At 38.7% G+C, this 15,173-nt stretch carries 17 protein-coding genes; 2 read left to right on the forward strand and 15 right to left on the reverse strand.

Translation table 11 applies throughout. The annotated features are described in order from the left end of the window. Positions 1–10: 10 nt before the first annotated feature. The 4 genes from AC58NB_RS10120 to AC58NB_RS10135 all read right to left on the reverse strand — a co-directional run bounded on the left by AC58NB_RS10120 (position 11) and on the right by AC58NB_RS10135 (position 3,306). A complete protein-coding gene (locus tag AC58NB_RS10120; RefSeq protein WP_497426703.1) occupies positions 11–1,288 on the reverse strand; it encodes a DUF4179 domain-containing protein in 1,278 nt (425 codons plus the stop codon). Then, positions 1,281–1,799 (reverse strand): sigma-70 family RNA polymerase sigma factor, encoded by a 519-nt coding sequence (locus AC58NB_RS10125; RefSeq protein ID WP_497426704.1) that lies wholly within the window; start codon positions 1,797–1,799, stop codon positions 1,281–1,283. Before AC58NB_RS10125 ends, AC58NB_RS10120 begins: the two co-directional genes overlap by 8 nt. A gap of 236 nt (positions 1,800–2,035) precedes the next feature. Beyond that, positions 2,036–2,302, reverse strand: coding sequence for a hypothetical protein (locus AC58NB_RS10130; protein ID WP_497426705.1), 267 nt, complete (start codon positions 2,300–2,302; stop codon positions 2,036–2,038). A gap of 101 nt (positions 2,303–2,403) precedes the next feature. Further along, complete coding sequence (locus AC58NB_RS10135) at positions 2,404–3,306, reverse strand: AEC family transporter (RefSeq protein WP_497426706.1); 903 nt, start codon at positions 3,304–3,306, stop codon at positions 2,404–2,406. Positions 3,307–3,497: 191 nt separating this feature from the next. Between AC58NB_RS10135 and AC58NB_RS10140 the strand changes: the two genes are divergently transcribed. Continuing rightward, positions 3,498–4,754: an MDR family MFS transporter gene (locus tag AC58NB_RS10140; RefSeq protein ID WP_497426707.1), complete on the forward strand. Its 1,257-nt coding sequence runs from the start codon at positions 3,498–3,500 to the stop codon at positions 4,752–4,754. 95 nt (positions 4,755–4,849) lie between these two features. On the opposite strand, the gene AC58NB_RS10145 is transcribed toward AC58NB_RS10140, so the two are convergent. Continuing rightward, the gene (locus AC58NB_RS10145; RefSeq protein WP_497426708.1) at positions 4,850–5,161 is read right to left on the reverse strand and encodes a hypothetical protein; all 312 of its coding nucleotides are present in this window, start codon (positions 5,159–5,161) and stop codon (positions 4,850–4,852) included. Positions 5,162–5,306: 145 nt separating this feature from the next. Then, the gene (locus AC58NB_RS10150; RefSeq protein ID WP_497426709.1) at positions 5,307–5,582 is read right to left on the reverse strand and encodes a DUF2187 family protein; all 276 of its coding nucleotides are present in this window, start codon (positions 5,580–5,582) and stop codon (positions 5,307–5,309) included. Positions 5,583–5,778: 196 nt separating this feature from the next. On the opposite strand from AC58NB_RS10150, the gene AC58NB_RS10155 reads away from it, so the two are divergent. Then, the gene (locus AC58NB_RS10155) at positions 5,779–6,543 is read left to right on the forward strand and encodes a DUF4931 domain-containing protein (RefSeq protein WP_497426710.1); all 765 of its coding nucleotides are present in this window, start codon (positions 5,779–5,781) and stop codon (positions 6,541–6,543) included. A gap of 77 nt (positions 6,544–6,620) precedes the next feature. Here the strand turns inward: AC58NB_RS10155 and AC58NB_RS10160 are convergent, their stop codons facing one another. The 9 genes from AC58NB_RS10160 to AC58NB_RS10200 form a co-directional block, all read right to left on the reverse strand. Further along, a complete protein-coding gene (locus AC58NB_RS10160; RefSeq protein WP_497426711.1) occupies positions 6,621–7,616 on the reverse strand; it encodes a glucosamine inositolphosphorylceramide transferase family protein in 996 nt (331 codons plus the stop codon). 120 nt (positions 7,617–7,736) lie between these two features. Next, positions 7,737–8,798: a glycosyltransferase gene (locus tag AC58NB_RS10165; protein ID WP_497426712.1), complete on the reverse strand. Its 1,062-nt coding sequence runs from the start codon at positions 8,796–8,798 to the stop codon at positions 7,737–7,739. Positions 8,799–8,835: 37 nt separating this feature from the next. Next, positions 8,836–9,171 carry a helix-turn-helix domain-containing protein gene (locus tag AC58NB_RS10170; RefSeq protein WP_497426713.1) on the reverse strand — a complete coding sequence of 112 codons (336 nt, stop codon included), beginning with the start codon at positions 9,169–9,171 and terminating at the stop codon, positions 8,836–8,838. A gap of 35 nt (positions 9,172–9,206) precedes the next feature. Continuing rightward, positions 9,207–10,352, reverse strand: a complete 1,146-nt coding sequence (locus tag AC58NB_RS10175) for a DegT/DnrJ/EryC1/StrS family aminotransferase (RefSeq protein WP_497426714.1) — start codon at positions 10,350–10,352, stop codon at positions 9,207–9,209. Beyond that, entirely contained in the window at positions 10,333–10,995 is a 663-nt protein-coding gene (locus tag AC58NB_RS10180; protein WP_497426715.1) for an acetyltransferase, read from the reverse strand. The genes AC58NB_RS10175 and AC58NB_RS10180 overlap by 20 nt, the downstream gene beginning before the upstream one ends. A 5-nt stretch (positions 10,996–11,000) precedes the next feature. Next, entirely contained in the window at positions 11,001–11,597 is a 597-nt protein-coding gene (locus AC58NB_RS10185) for a sugar transferase (RefSeq protein ID WP_497426716.1), read from the reverse strand. 179 nt (positions 11,598–11,776) lie between these two features. Continuing rightward, entirely contained in the window at positions 11,777–12,973 is a 1,197-nt protein-coding gene (locus AC58NB_RS10190) for a glycosyltransferase (RefSeq protein ID WP_497426717.1), read from the reverse strand. Positions 12,974–12,984: 11 nt separating this feature from the next. Further along, positions 12,985–14,100 (reverse strand): glycosyltransferase family 1 protein, encoded by a 1,116-nt coding sequence (locus tag AC58NB_RS10195; RefSeq protein ID WP_497426718.1) that lies wholly within the window; start codon positions 14,098–14,100, stop codon positions 12,985–12,987. Positions 14,101–14,105: 5 nt separating this feature from the next. Then, entirely contained in the window at positions 14,106–15,173 is a 1,068-nt protein-coding gene (locus tag AC58NB_RS10200; RefSeq protein WP_497426719.1) for an EpsG family protein, read from the reverse strand.

Here is a 15,173-nt window from a genome sequence, read left to right on the forward strand (position 1 = left end):
GTTTAGTCATTCATTTGATCCGCAGTTTCACTTGTTGTTTGTGGGTGAGCGGGTACGTATCATATTGAATCTGAAGAGGTCCTTCACTTACTTCTTCTGGTTTATAAATGAAACTCGTGATTTCATAGCCATCTAACTCACGGTAATGGATTTCCCCTGTTGAAATATCCTTACCAGTTCCATCAGTAATCGTTCCCCCTGCCGTAACGGTTTCCGAATCCTTAGGGATTTTCATAGAAATATTCACCCTATCCTCTATTATTTCAGAAGATTGCACAAACCCATCTGTAGGATATTTCAAGAGCCTGCCAGTTTTTTTATCCACTTCAATGATTAACTCATCCTTATCAAGAGCATGGATCCCATCAAACAGCAGATACAGTTTCTGTGGTTGCCGAAAATAATTACTTTCAATATATATATGGCTTCCTTCCTCACTGGTATAACCACCGGTAGCCCCCCATATTTCACCACGCTCATCCATTAGCCTAACATGGCTCAAATTGAAGATTTTCTTTGTGTTAGCAGGGTCATAGTCTACCTCAATCCTAACGCTCAATGGATCAATCTCCACTTTTCCAAACGAAATATTTTGTTGATCAATCGTTACAGTTTTATTAATAGCCATCTGTTTATGTTGATCCTTATACATGGAATGATCTATTTTGAGAGGAAATTTAAATGGGCCTATTAAGCCCGAGCTATTTTGAAGATGGAATAAAAGTTCGACTTTTCCTCCGTCTGTTAGCTGTTGATGCAAATCAATATCCAAAGATCCCTCACCATTATCATGGGCGGAATACGATATCGATTGTTGATCATTTTCTTTTCCATCAATCAATAGTTTAGGGAATTCGATTTGTAAATCTTCTGCTGCTCCATCGATATGATAAAAAACCACCAATCTGTGTCTATCAACAATTAAGGATTCAATCGTAACCTTATATCCACTCTTTTCTAGCGTCTCACCAATAGGTTGCAAAAAATCATTTTCTACTGCAGACATATATCCTTTATCGTTTCTGATTAGATTAATAATTTTTTCTGCACCGGGTATAGCAGAGAGAGCATTTGCAAAAGCTGGCGATACACGAACCAGACTAATGCAAGATAAAAGTATAAGTGCGGCAGATGCAAGTCCCCAATATTTAATCTGTTTATTTCTTCGCTTGTGCTTGGCTTTTTGAAACCCTCTTTGAATGACTGCGGCTACTTTTTCATCTGGTATAGGTATGTATTCCATTTGCTTTTTTAGCTCTAACAAATCCTGCCTCTCCTTTTCATACATGGCTGGTACCCCCAGTCTCTTTCATTAATTCTTTTAATTTCTGAAGACCTCTGTAAAGTCTCGTTTTCACCGTACTTGGAGGACATTCACAAATGGTCGCAATATCCGTAATAGGCAGATCCCGTAAATACTTTAATATTATGATTTCACGCGATGGTTCATCCAGATACATAAGGGCCTCTTCTATTTCTAATGGTCTGTAATTATCCGTATAGGCACTTTCCTGTCCAATAAATTGATGGTACTTTTTCTTTGTTCTTAATTCATTTGAACAAACATTTAATAAAATTCTTACAAGCCATGTTGAAAAATAAGCAGGTTTCTTCAGCTTTCTAATTGAACGGTAAGCTCGATAAGTCGTTTCTTGGATAGCCTCGAGGGCTTCTTCTTCATTTTTCAAATAAACAATGGCCATACGATACAATTGCTCCTTATGTTGTTCCAATAAGGTTAAAAAGGCAGCATCATCGCCTTTTACAGCCTTTAGAACTAAGGAAGTCTCTTCTTCCATCCGGCTCCCCCCTGTTTTTCTCTCTATCTATTAGACTATAGACATAAGTAAAAAGTTTCATTAATTTTATATTTTTTCCAAACCAGTGCACTGGTATGGTTAGAAGGATCTTGCTCTTAAAATTATTGTGTAAAGATGATTACAAGAAGAAAATCCGGTTAAGTACCAAGGAAAGTTCCTTTACAGGTAAAATAAAAGACCTCTTAGATGGAGGTCTAGTCAACAAAACATATCTTTTAGGAAGACATAAAATACAAAAGGGTAACCAATGGAAAGATTATAAACACCACGTTTAATACTTGAGTGAACCATAGAAATATCGTCTTTTTATCTGCGACTTTATTAACATATAAAAAGGACACAATACCGATAACACTTGGAATCAAGCCGAACGATGGATATCTTTGAGGTTCCGATTGAATCGAATTAATGATGGCACTTGCACATAATACTAAACTGATTCCCATTAATAGATATGGAATCCAAATTTTACTTTTATTCATTCACTCTACCTTCCTTCTTTCTAAATATAGGAATCCATTAGCTACGTTCATTTTATGTGATTCTTTAATCCATCATTCTTGTCCTAATCAAGCTGTATTATCTATAAAACAAAATAAAAGATAATTGGCAATGTAATTAAACTAAGTACTGTACTAATAAATGTACAGATTGAAACAAACTCCGGCTTTGTATTAAATTGAATGGCATACATCGTGGTATTAGCAGCGGCAGGCATTCCGGCCATGATGATCATTAATTGTTTGAGCAATGGATCAATAGGCAACAGGCATGTCATTCCCCATGCTATTAGTGGAGAGGCAGCCAATTTAATTAGTAAGGCATACGAAACCTTTTCATATTCAATATTTTTTAGACTGATTTTAGCCAACTGCATACCTAAAACGAGCATGATGGTTGGAATGGCTGCACTCCCAACTAAATCGATTGTGGTCATCAAGGAAGGACTAATCGAAATACCGCTATACTGAAAGAGCAGTCCTACAACAGCCCCATACGCAACGGGCATGCGAATGACTACCGCAAGAGTATCTTTCATTCCACCGCCTATATCACTTCCTCTTGCTGCTACATAAAGCCCGATCGTAGACATCACTATACTTTGTGTAACCATTAAAATGATGGCATAATCAAATCCGGCAGCCCCAAATAACAATAAGGCTACAGGAGTGCCATAATTGCCATTATTCATAAATACGGAACCAAGAATAAGCCCGCAAGTATCCTTCAGATTGTATTTTTTAATCAAGGAAATACAGTAAACAATCAAAATAAGCACTAAACAGAGACCGAACGCATAAATCACGATATAGAGATAATCCATCGATAGTTTGTTTGTATAAAACGTTTCAAACACAAGGACAGGCGTCATAAGATAAAGAGACATGGTCGAGATGGTTTTCGTATCAAATCCAATCTTCTTTTCCCCTATATAACCTAAAATAAAAATGACAAATACCGGAATCAATACATGATAAAACTCCACTCTGCAACCCTTCTCTCTCGTTGATAAGACTTCATAAAATCATTTTATACCATTATACCAATTTATCCCTGCAAGCTTTCTCCATAAATCTATTAATTTTAAATTTTTAAAAAATAACTATTCATTTTCTGCTTGTTTATCTTTAAAATAGAAATTATTGGAAGGTAAATACACTAGTAACAGGAGGGTTTATGCAATCGATTAAGAATTTATTTATTCCCTACCAGGGATTACCGAAAGAAATTTATATCATCTTCTTTGCGCGGATTATTAATAGTTTAGGAGGTTTTATACAGCCCTTACTAGTTCTGATTCTAACTCAAAAGATTGGTATGGATAGCGGCAAAGCAGGACTTTATATTACATTATTAAGTGTCATTTCTGTACCAAGTATGATTTTGGGCGGGAAACTGGCCGATACTTTGGGCAGGAAATTTATCATTGTCGTTTCACAAGCCTTAGGGGCATTTACCGTTATTGTAGGAGGTTTTATAGAGCCTTCTATGACCATGGCCTATTTACTCATGCTGTCATCCCTTTTCTATGCCCTATGTTCACCAGCCTACGATGCTCTCTTAGCAGATTTAACCACTCCAGAAAATCGAAAGGGCGCTTATTCATTAACCTATATGGGATGGAATTTGGGGTTTGCCGTTGGTCCTGTCATTGCAGGTCTACTCTATCAAAATCATTTAAACCTTATTTTTATCATCGACGGAACAGCCACCCTCTTAGCTACTTCATTGATTTTAATTTTTATAAAAGAGACAAAAACCAAGCATGTTTTGGTGATAGATGAGCCGGATAGAAAACTTGAGCAACATGTCGAGGGCTCTGTGTTTAAGGTGCTGTTTGCCAGACCTATTTTAATTATGTTCGCCTTTATCATGCTGTGTATTGAATTCGAATATGCCCAATGGGCGTTCACCATTCCGCTTCATTTAGAGGAATTATTTAATGATTCAGGTGCAGCTTATTACGGAACGCTCGCTGGTTTTAACGGGATATTGGTTATCACTTTTACGCCAATCATTACTAAACTGACAAATAAAATAAGACCGATAAAAGTAATAGCCGGTGGAGCTTTATTGTATGCTGTCGCCTTTGGGATGCTGGCCTTTACCACTCTGCTACCCTTTTTCTATGTATCTATTTTCATCATGACAATCGGGGAGATCATGATTGCGATAAATGCTTCAACCTTTATAGCGAATCAAACACCGGCTTCACACCGAGGCAGAGTCAGCAGTATACTCCCACTCGTGATTGGCGCTGGATACGCAACAAGTCCACTAGTTATGGGAAGCTTTATCGAAGCCTATTCAATCACTTCTGCCTGGATGTTGATCGGTATCCTCGGCATCATATCGACAGGATTAATGTGGTTGCTGCAAAAGAAAGAAAGAACAAATCAGCCCGACTCAGACAATGTGAAAGTTGGAGCTTAATCTAATTGGCAAAGGGGCCTTTCATAAGAACCCAAATAAAACAGGTGAAGAATTTTCTTCACCTGTTTTTTATGTATAAAGTTCATAGTTGATAATTAGCCAATCAATAGTTCCTCTTTTGAAACAATCTTCCACCCATTTGAAATTAACCTTTCTAAATAGTCGTCCAGGCTAATTTCCTCCATTTCAATAGCTAGTGGAGACAGCGATACATAGCATTCATTTTTCTCATAATGAACAGTCACTTTAACAACCTCATACCCATTATGAAATCTCGGATCAAAACCGGGATCATCCATAATGTCTCCTCTCATAGGACGGAAAGCTGATTCAACTGTTTTCATTACGATTTCGTTTCTATTAAGTTCTTTTGTAGATGCTAGAAAGATGATCAATTTAATTTTCATGCTTTCCCTACTCTCATATATAATATAAAACTTATTCTAAGTGTATCACTACATAGGCACAATAGAAAAACGATCCGATAAAATAGAAGAAACAGTTTACAATACTAACAAATAGTTTATAGCTTTCTCTAAATTAGGCGACCATTCACTGATAATGTGTTGGATAGGAAGATTCTATTTGCTGCTCCACTGCCCTTGTATGAGTTTTTTTCGTTTCAATTATTTTGTAATTCCCATGCCTGATAACTGTTCTTGTTGTAGCAAGTTTCAATTCATCTGCATATGCTTGAGAAATTTCCACAATGCATGAACCTTCTCTAAGATTTATAATTTCACCAAAAACAAATAAATGACCTCTTTTAAAGTAAATGACATCTCCTATTTCTCCATTTACACCTTGATTGCTACCTTTGAAGTCCATTTCGTAATCCTCCCCTTTTATAAACGAATCAATTAAAAATTATCTTATTGTTACTATCGACTCATTTTTATGTATTTTTACACTTATTTTCAATTTTTTGTTTGCTTATTTTTGGGTAAAAGGATATATTCGCTCATATCTTTACTTTATAATTAAACATATTGAGTTTTTAAAAGATCGTAAGGTAGGTGCAAATATGGATCAGCAGCAATTATATTTTTCAAGTGCAATCGGTAGTCAAAAACCTGAAACCATCCGTAATAAAACAACAGCCTGCCCCTTTTGCCAAAGAGACGAGCTTACCGATATTATTGAAACAAGGGGAGATATCATTTGGTTAATGAATAAATATCCCACCCTTCAGGATACCTATCAAACGGTCATAATTGAAACGGATCAATGTAACGAAGATATAAGAGGATATGAACAAAAACATATGCGTGAATTAATACGATTCAGTATTAACAAATGGCTTGAAGTAGAGAAGACGGGTGAATATGAATCTGTTATCTTATTCAAAAATCATGGTCCTTTTTCCGGAGGCAGTATTCAGCATGCCCATATGCAAATAATTGGGATGAAGCATGTGGATTATCATAAGAATATGGCAATGATTGATTTTGAAGGAGCAGAGATTTACAAGAAATCTGGTATAGAATTAAATGTTTCAAAATATCCAGTCATCGGTTTTACCGAATTTAATTTAATATTGAACACACTAGATGAAATCGATGAATTTGCTGATAAACTTCAAATCCTAGTGCGGTATATCCTAGATGGATTCCATAAGGGATGCACCAGCTATAACCTCTTCTTTTATCATTTTCACGATTTGATTATTTGCAAAGCCATCCCGCGTTTTGTAGTATCCCCTCTGTTCGTGGGGTATAAAATTCCACAGGTTCTTATGAATGATAGCCTTGAGGTGATTAAGCAGCATTTATCCAAGTTACTCCGCTAGGTAACCGTAGGTCTCCCATTTTGACAGGGAGGCTTTTGGTTCCTTTGCCTTTCCGTACGATTACGCCGATTAATACGTTAAATCACGACAAACGTAAGCATACTTTTCCAGAGCCAACTCCCATACTTACAACGCAGATAATCCAATTTCCACAACAGATAAGGACGAGATTCTAGTCTATGTCCATCAACAGCGATCAGCCACTTGTCCTCTTCCGTTTTCACCTGATCAATACTATGCATTCCATCCCTGCGCCAGTCATTAGCCTTTGTGCCATTTAGCACCATATTTATCTCTTTCTCCTGATAGCGGCTTTCACTCAGTTCTGTGATTTCAAATACTCTAACTGCATGTCCATATGTAGGCTTTCCATCCTGTGTATAACGATAAATCCTGTCGTTTTCCACAATTACTCTTCCACCCAGTCTTGTAACATGATGGTTATTAAGAATAAGTGGACTTTCGGGATGCTCGGTCCAGTTTTCTGTTAAAGAGTCTGATTGAAACAGGTGCAGTTGCCCCTGTTTACTTGCAAACATCCACCATTTTTGATTGTAATGAAATAAACTGGGATCGGCATATCTACCATCAACCAATTCAGAAACAACCTCCCAATTATCCGGAAATTGCTTCGCTTTATACAGCAGGATCTTACCCGCTTCGATTGTTTCCGGAATCATATAAAACTCTCCTTCATGCTCAAAAACATAAGGATAAGATAAATGATAGCTTTCTTGTAAAACCATCCGTTCATATTTCCATGAGTGTCCATCCTTGCTATGCGCAAAGCTGATGACTCCCTTCATGGACGTTTTATCAAGTACTTCAAAAAACATATAATACGATCCGTCTCTACAAAGAATAAACGGATCAGCAATAAATTCAGCCGGAATATCTGTAACATCCGTTGCTTTTAATGTTGGTGTTTTGAGTACTTTTTTGGCAGGCTCCTCCGTTACGAGCTCTGTGGAAGTAAATACTTTGATGGACCAAACCCCGACAATAATCTTACGTTTCCATAAAAATAAGCCGCTCCCTATTACCAGCAGACAGCAAACAAATTCCCAACTCAATACAATCACCTTTTCTTTATTTTTCTAAAGCACTCCTTTGCTTTGCGAAAATGCCTCCCTTACCTTGAGAATTAAGAGAGATGTCCTCATTAAAATTTACATGTAACGAGACGTTTTTCTTTATACACGTACCTCTCCATTTTTCTCCTTGACCATCATTCGCTCGAGCCCTTGAGGTTTTGGAAGAAGATGCATCATTCGCATACCCTTTTTCACTGATAAAAAGGCAATATATAAATAGGGATGGATATGGAAAAAGGTCAACTCCTGCTTGAGCTCTTTATCTTGCTGTATGGCTTTATATAACAAGGAGAAATTCCGACGTATATATATTTCAATTTCAGTACGATACAAACCAGCCGGATCTATTTTTCTATACTTAAGTAAAAGCTGATAATGAACCAAATGAGCTTTAGCGATTTCTTTATAAGAGTCTTCTACCAAGTGGCTGTAATGCTTCTCCAAAAATTCATGGCGCTGTTTTAAGCTCTTTAGATAGTCCAAATTCTTCTCAGAAAAGGAACCAACAACGCTATCTGCATGCTGGTAGTAATAATAGAGGGGTTCATGTGTAATCACGTACGTATGAACCCTTTTCATAACAAGATGTGACCAAAAAACATCTTCAAAAAAAATACCCTCTTGAAAGAGAATATCTTTAATGAGTTCTGTTTTATAAAGTTTCCCCCAGGCAAAATTCTTCACGACTTGATTGAGAACAAGCTCCCGCATTAATTGATGATTATCCAATACAACAGGAGAATCATCCCGTTGCTCAAAGCGATCATCATATAGGAGATAATCCTGATAGGCATAATAATGAGCTGTTTGTACAACATCCGCGTTACACTGTTCCATTCGTTCAACCAAACTGTTTACTAAAGTAGGATCAATCCAATCATCGCCGTCCACAAAGAACGTGTACTCACCACTTGCATAAGCCATTCCTGTATTTCTCGCCTCTGATACCCCACCGTTTTCTTTATGAACCGGTATGATCCTTTGATCATGATCGGCATAGTAGTCAATCATTTCCCCACAGGAATCAGGTGACCCATCATTGACTAAAATGATTTCGATATTTTGATAGGTTTGGGCGATCAAGCTTTCGATACAGCGCGGTAAATAGTTTTCCACCTTATACACGGGTACAATCATGCTGACCCTTTTCTGATTCAACATACGCTTCAATCCTCTTTCATCAATAGAAATGGTCTTTTTACGCTTTATTTTTCCACTTAATATATTGAATTAATGCCCGGTATTCATCCACTTGCTCTTTTTCAATAACCGTCGTCTTTAATTCTTCAATTAATTCTATTAATTCCTGATTTAGATTTTCATCCGTTTCAGTATTTTCCTGAACACGCAACAATGTTTTCAAATCAGCATTTAAAACAATCGCCAGTCTCTTCAATACATCAATGGATGGATTTTGATTCACTCCTCGTTCAATATTGCTTAAATAGGATTTGGAAATTCCAGCATTGGCCGCAAGCTGAGTCAGTGTCAATCCTTTGCGTTTACGAATTTCCTGTATGTTTCTTCCTATCATTTCCTTCCCTCCTCCTTAGCTCAAGTTTTCCCTTCCTATCTTACTGTCATCTTCAGACAGTCAATCACTCTCTCCATATCCTCTTCTGTCATATTGGTACCTGATGGAAGACAAATGCCATGGTTAAACAATTGTTCAGATACAGATTCGTCAGCCTGATGGGCAAAAAAATCAACATCTTTAAATAGCGGCTGCATATGCAATGGCTTCCACATCGGCCGGGCTTCAATATTTTCATTCGCCAACGCCTGCAAGCAACGTGTCACGGTCTCCTTATGTTCCAAAGTGACTACCGTCAGCCAACGGTTCGATAAGGTATGTTCCAGTTCCGGCAAAAATCTCAAACCCTCCATTTCAGACAGGGCTGTCCGATACGTTTCATAAATCATTCTCTTCTTTTCAATTCTTTCTGGTAAAACCTTCAGCTGCGCTCTACCGATTCCCGCCAAAATATTACTGAGCCGATAATTAAAACCGACTTCTTTATGCTGATAATGAGGAGCGATTTCCTTTGCCTGTGTGGCCAAAAATTTTGCCCGCTCCAGAGCCTCGATATTATTCGAAATAAGCATCCCTCCACCGGAAGTCGTAATTATCTTGTTTCCATTAAAAGAGAAGACGCCAAATTCACCAAAACTTCCACAGGATTGACCATGATAAAAGGATCCAAGAGCTTCAGCAGCATCCTCCAATATAGGTACTCCATATTTGGAACAAATGGCACAAATCTCATCCATCTTGGCACTTTGCCCATACAAATCTACAACAATAACAGCCTTGGGAAGTTTATTCTTTTTCACCGCAAAATACAGCGCCTGTTCAAGAGCGTCCGGTGACATATTCCACGTATCCGGCTCTGAATCAATAAAGACGAGCTCCGCTCCCTGATAAATTACTGGATTCGCACTAGCAATAAAGGTAAGGGATGAACAAAAAACGACATCTCCTTTTCCCACATTCATTAAAGATAGTGCCAAATGAATAGCCGCGGTTCCTGAATTAACAGCAACCGCCCCCTCTACACCTGCATAGTCAGCAATTTCTCTTTCAAACGCATCAATATGCGGACCTGCCGGAGCAATCCAGTTATCAGCAAGAGCTTCATGAATAAAGGTTGTTTCTTCACCACTTAGATGAGGAGTTGCTAGAGGTATTCTTTTCTTAAAGGCCACTGTCTGCAACGGCTCCACCTCCTTCTTTACTCTCCATAATTCGGGCAGGGACACCCATTGCCTTGGAATAGTCCGGTATGTTTTTAACAACCGCTGCACCAGCTCCAATTTTTGACCATTTACCAATGTTTATTCCAGGGATAACAGAAGCACCGGTCCCAATCAGGGCGCCTTCTTGCAGAATAACTGAACCAGTTAAACAACCCTTGGGAGATACATGAACATAATCCCCAATTTCACAATCATGATCGACAATAGCTCCTGTATTGACAATCACATGCTTTCCAATCTTTGATTCCGCATTAACAATGGCTCCCGGCATGATTACAGACCCCGCATCTATTTGGGCACTTGGGCTAATGATGGCTTCCTGGGAAATGAGTGTACAATATCGCTCAGCCGGAAGGTTCAATTTCTCCGCAATCGCTTTTCGGGTCGCATTGTTTCCTATGGCAATCACTACTTTAACATCAGGAAACTCGTTCAAAATCAAATCAATAGAGAGAATAGGTCCGATATACAAATCCAAAATGGTATCCAGCAATTCATACTTATCATCCAGATAGGCAATAATCTGATGGCTCTCCCTGGATTCGATCAAATCTCTAATTACCTTACTGTGACCTCCATGGCCAATAACCGCATAATTCATTTCACTCACTCCTTCAGCGGACGTTTAAAATAATCTACTGTTGCCATCCCTTGTTTTGTAATGCCTTCAGAATGGATTACCTTTTTGAAGGTCAGGAATATAATCTTCAAATCTAACCAAAGGGAATGATGGTTGACATACCATAGATCGAGCGCAAATTTTTCTTCCCAGCTAATGTCATTACGACCATTGATTTGTGCCCAGCCAGTCATGCCGGGTACGACCAAATGACGTTTGGCTTCTTCCTCCGAATAATAGGGTAAGTACTCCATTAATAAAGGTCTTGGGCCAACAAAGCTTAACTCTCCTTTTAGTACGTTATATAATTGCGGCCACTCATCTAGACTATATTTTCTTAAGAACGTTCCAAATGAAGTCAGCCTTTGTTCATCCGCTAATAAATGTCCATGTTCATCGCAATCATTTGTCATCGTCCGAAATTTATATAGTTGAAATGGTTTCGCATTTAAACCAGGGCGTTGTTGCTTAAAGAGGACAGGAGATCCCAATTTAAATTTGATAAGAATCGCCAGAATAAATAAAAACGGACATAAAAGAATCAGCATGACGAATGCCATGCTGAAATCGACTATTCTTTTCAATTTAATACACCTCACTTGCAAGGATTTTCAGGTGAAAATCAGAAATCTAAAAACTCTTTGGAAATCCTTCCTATTTTAAAAGCAAGTGAATATGGTTTGGCTTCACCTTTGAGGAAAAGCCCCCTTACATAGGAATCGTCGTGTTTTTCTTAAAGTACCCGTGAAATGCTTACGACTGTCTATCTCCCATCCAATAAATCTACCAATGGATGGATCTGCTCCAAACACAGATTATTTCTCCTTGCCAAATGATCCTTGAGGATTGTACGCCCTTCAGCTGAAACAAGTAGGTGTTCGATTGCTTCGGCCAATCCAGTTGTTTTGTTTTCAGCAATCATTCCGGTCTTCCCATTCCTGATTTGTCCACGAAATGCCGGAATATCGGTCACCACTACCGGACATCCGAGTGCAAGTGCCTCTTCTACCGCTACACAATGCGCCTCTGTTCGAGAAGGTTGTACATAGATCGTAGCGTTTTTCATGTACGGATAGGGATTTGCTTTTTCACCCAGTAAGTGAAAGCATTCTTCTATTCCATACTCCTCCACTTTCTTTTCCATTGCTTTTAGCTCCGGCCCGTCACCAATCCAATACCAATGAATCTTCACTCCGCGTCCCACCAGCACTCTACAGGCCTCCACGGCTTCCCAGATTCCTTTTTCCTCTACTAATCTGGCAACCGTCACAACAGAGCATGCGTTTGTAAATTCCTCAGCGATATTCAACTTTTCCTCTGCCTGCACTTGTATGGATGTTCGTGAAACCCTATTATGAATCACTTTTATTTTTGAAGAAATCTCTGGAAAGTATTCTCTTAATGAGCGGCTGGCTGATTCAGATACACAGACAATCCAATCACTTTTCGCAAATGCTTGTTCATCCAGTTCCGGTGCGGGCCAGCCCTGCCCTAAGCTATAATGGTAGTCCATATGGTTATAAACAATTTTTCGTTTTGCGTTCACTTTTTCAATCACATAATAATTACAAAAGAAATCAAGATAGCTGACAGCAGCATCATACACTTTTTCATTCGCAGGAAGTGTGTATCGATAAACGGACCACCTCTGCGCAGTACCTACTCCTTTAGATAACCTGCCGACTAAAGCAGACAACAGCTTGGCCCCCAAAAGGGAATACTGTTTGTCTCTTACCAATTGAGGGATAGCCTGTCCGAGTGGCAGGGAAAATGTTTCATATAATGGCGGCAATAGATTCACCTCACGAGGAACCTGCGAAAATAAAACACCGCTATAATCGAATAAAAGCAAATCTACTTCATACTTTTCATAATCCAATTGATGAAGGAAGGCCAGCAGACTTCTCTCCACTCCACCGGTTTGTAAATACTGAGTCACAAATAATATTTTTTTCTTCATCTTAAAATCACCTAACTTGCCGACATGTACAACTTTGCCCATTGCCGGACGCCGCTTTCCACATCAAAGCCATTCTGTAAAAAGTGTTCATGTATCCGTGATAAAGACGGTCTTGGCTGAGAGGCAGCCCCCAAAATCGCCTCTATCCATTTCTGGATTGGTTCTTCAAGCCCCAGATAAGTGACTAATCCCAGCCCAGTATCCACCGCAGCAGGAACATGATCTGACAGGATACAAGGTGTTCCCGCACATTGCGCTTCAAGTGCAGCAATTCCAAAGCCTTCAAAAAGAGAAGGAAAAATAAAAACATCAAAGAGATACATCCATTTTGGAATATCTGTCCGTATCCCTAGAAAATGAACTGAATTTGTGACTCCTAATCTCTCAGCCCCAGTTTCTGTTTCCAGTTTTAATGGTCCATCCCCAATAAATATAGCGGAAGCTTTTATCCCCTTCTGATGAAGATGATGGAGAAGATGCAGAATAAATGATTGGTTCTTAGATTCTGAGAAACGACCAACATGCCCGATTATAAGATCTTCAGGCGGGATTCCTATCTTCTCCCTTTCCACTTGCACATCCTTCTCATTCAGTGATTGATAGCCTATTACATCAACGGTATTATTCAAGACTTTTAATTTACGAGATCTCTCTCCAAACAAAAAGCGACCCGCCTCATCGCTGCAGGCACAGTATTGATTAGCAAACACCTGAACCAATCCTTTTAAAGCTTGCAGACCCAAAGCCTCTATCCCATGTTCACCCCTATTCCAGCCTGTGCAGTGTGAATGAGAGATACGGATTTTAACATTTGACAAAAAAGCGGCAAACGCGACAATTCCTCCCTGAAAATCAGTATGAACATGCACCGCATCATAATGGCCATTCTTCATGATAGAAACTAATGTTTTAATATAGGTCGCAGGCCCTGCCCTTCCAAGACTATCAATTCGGTAAACCTCGCCCCCCAGTTCTCTGACTTCCTCTTCAAATTCCCCTTTTTTTAACCCATGGGATACAAAATCAAACTGGAGTTCTTCATGATTAATTCTGCGATATACATTCATAATCATCATTTCTGCACCGCCTCTCTCAAGTGCACTCACAACATGCAACACCCTTCTCATTCTCATCACCCACCGAAAAAATGACTTTTATATTCAATACCGAGAGAAATAACTTCCTCATAATAAAAGAAAACAAAATAAAAAATTAAGACTCCAAAGTAAATCAGCTTCCGATCCCTTTCTCTGAATGACTGTACGATCCAAGGAATCAATATCAACTGATAAAGGCCAAAATAGTAATAAAATCTGGCAAATATCCAATTTTGAGTGGAGACAAGCATAAATACCAATCCTAAAACGGACATATTGACTATTACATCGCTCTCAGGAAAGATTTCTCTCAGCCGTTCCCTTCCGATAAAGGCCAGCAATAACGGCACAGCCGTAACAAGTACACGTACAATGCTGGCTCCTCCTTCAGAGAAGCTTTGATAATGACCGTATTGCGTCGATTCCAGTGCGGAAAAAAGCAATTCTGAGAATTGATTGAACCCAACTATAAGAACCACAGATAAAAAAAGAAGCAAAAACGTCGTTTTAGACCACGCCTTGCTTCTGACAAAAAAATAAATAGGAATCATAATAATGGCGCTCATATGGACACTGGAGGCCAGCAATACAACACATCCGTACTTTTTCCAATTTCCTTCTATTAAAAAGGTTGTTCCCACAAATAAAATGGCTGCCGCGAGAAATTGACGCAGCCCATTCATGGAGGTTAAAAAGAGACCGCTTGTGATAAATACATACAAGCCTACTTCGATTAAGCGGCAGTATTTATAGAGCACCATTACAATCAGGCCGTTAGTAAGTATGGCGGTCACAAAAATCAACAGTTGCGGATTCATGGAAATCTTCTGGAGCAGCATTTGTAACAAACCAAACCCGATATCCTTATTCTCGAAAATATACGCCCAATCCATTCTGTTTATTTTGTAGGCATGCATATAGAAAAAGGTATCCCCAATATTTGAACGTAATCCCGAAACACAAATAAGTGTCAGGAGGGAAAGCAGAACGAACATCTTATTTGGCCTGATTGATATCGCACCAAAACCCATATCATGTGAATAAAATCTAGCCATCAAAGCAAACATCATTACCAATGCTAAATTTAAATATAATACTGTCAT

It is taken from the genome of Pradoshia sp. TA40_28 (assembly GCF_059694525.1).

Bases quoted from the DNA above. Each gene is read 5' to 3' on its own strand.
- AC58NB_RS10120 (WP_497426703.1), bottom strand. From the start codon at position 1,288: ATGTATGAAAAGGAGAGGCAGGATTTGTTAGAGCTAAAAAAGCAAATG.
- AC58NB_RS10125 (WP_497426704.1), bottom strand. From the start codon at position 1,799: ATGGAAGAAGAGACTTCCTTAGTTCTAAAGGCTGTAAAAGGCGATGAT.
- AC58NB_RS10130 (WP_497426705.1), bottom strand. From the start codon at position 2,302: ATGAATAAAAGTAAAATTTGGATTCCATATCTATTAATGGGAATCAGT.
- AC58NB_RS10140 (WP_497426707.1), top strand. From the start codon at position 3,498: ATGCAATCGATTAAGAATTTATTTATTCCCTACCAGGGATTACCGAAA.
- AC58NB_RS10145 (WP_497426708.1), bottom strand. From the start codon at position 5,161: ATGAAAATTAAATTGATCATCTTTCTAGCATCTACAAAAGAACTTAAT.
- AC58NB_RS10150 (WP_497426709.1), bottom strand. From the start codon at position 5,582: ATGGACTTCAAAGGTAGCAATCAAGGTGTAAATGGAGAAATAGGAGAT.
- AC58NB_RS10155 (WP_497426710.1), top strand. From the start codon at position 5,779: ATGGATCAGCAGCAATTATATTTTTCAAGTGCAATCGGTAGTCAAAAA.
- AC58NB_RS10165 (WP_497426712.1), bottom strand. From the start codon at position 8,798: ATGTTGAATCAGAAAAGGGTCAGCATGATTGTACCCGTGTATAAGGTG.
- AC58NB_RS10170 (WP_497426713.1), bottom strand. From the start codon at position 9,171: ATGATAGGAAGAAACATACAGGAAATTCGTAAACGCAAAGGATTGACA.
- AC58NB_RS10180 (WP_497426715.1), bottom strand. From the start codon at position 10,995: ATGAATTATGCGGTTATTGGCCATGGAGGTCACAGTAAGGTAATTAGA.
- AC58NB_RS10190 (WP_497426717.1), bottom strand. From the start codon at position 12,973: ATGAAGAAAAAAATATTATTTGTGACTCAGTATTTACAAACCGGTGGA.
- AC58NB_RS10195 (WP_497426718.1), bottom strand. From the start codon at position 14,100: ATGAGAAGGGTGTTGCATGTTGTGAGTGCACTTGAGAGAGGCGGTGCA.
- AC58NB_RS10200 (WP_497426719.1), bottom strand. From the start codon at position 15,173: ATGACAGTATTATATTTAAATTTAGCATTGGTAATGATGTTTGCTTTG.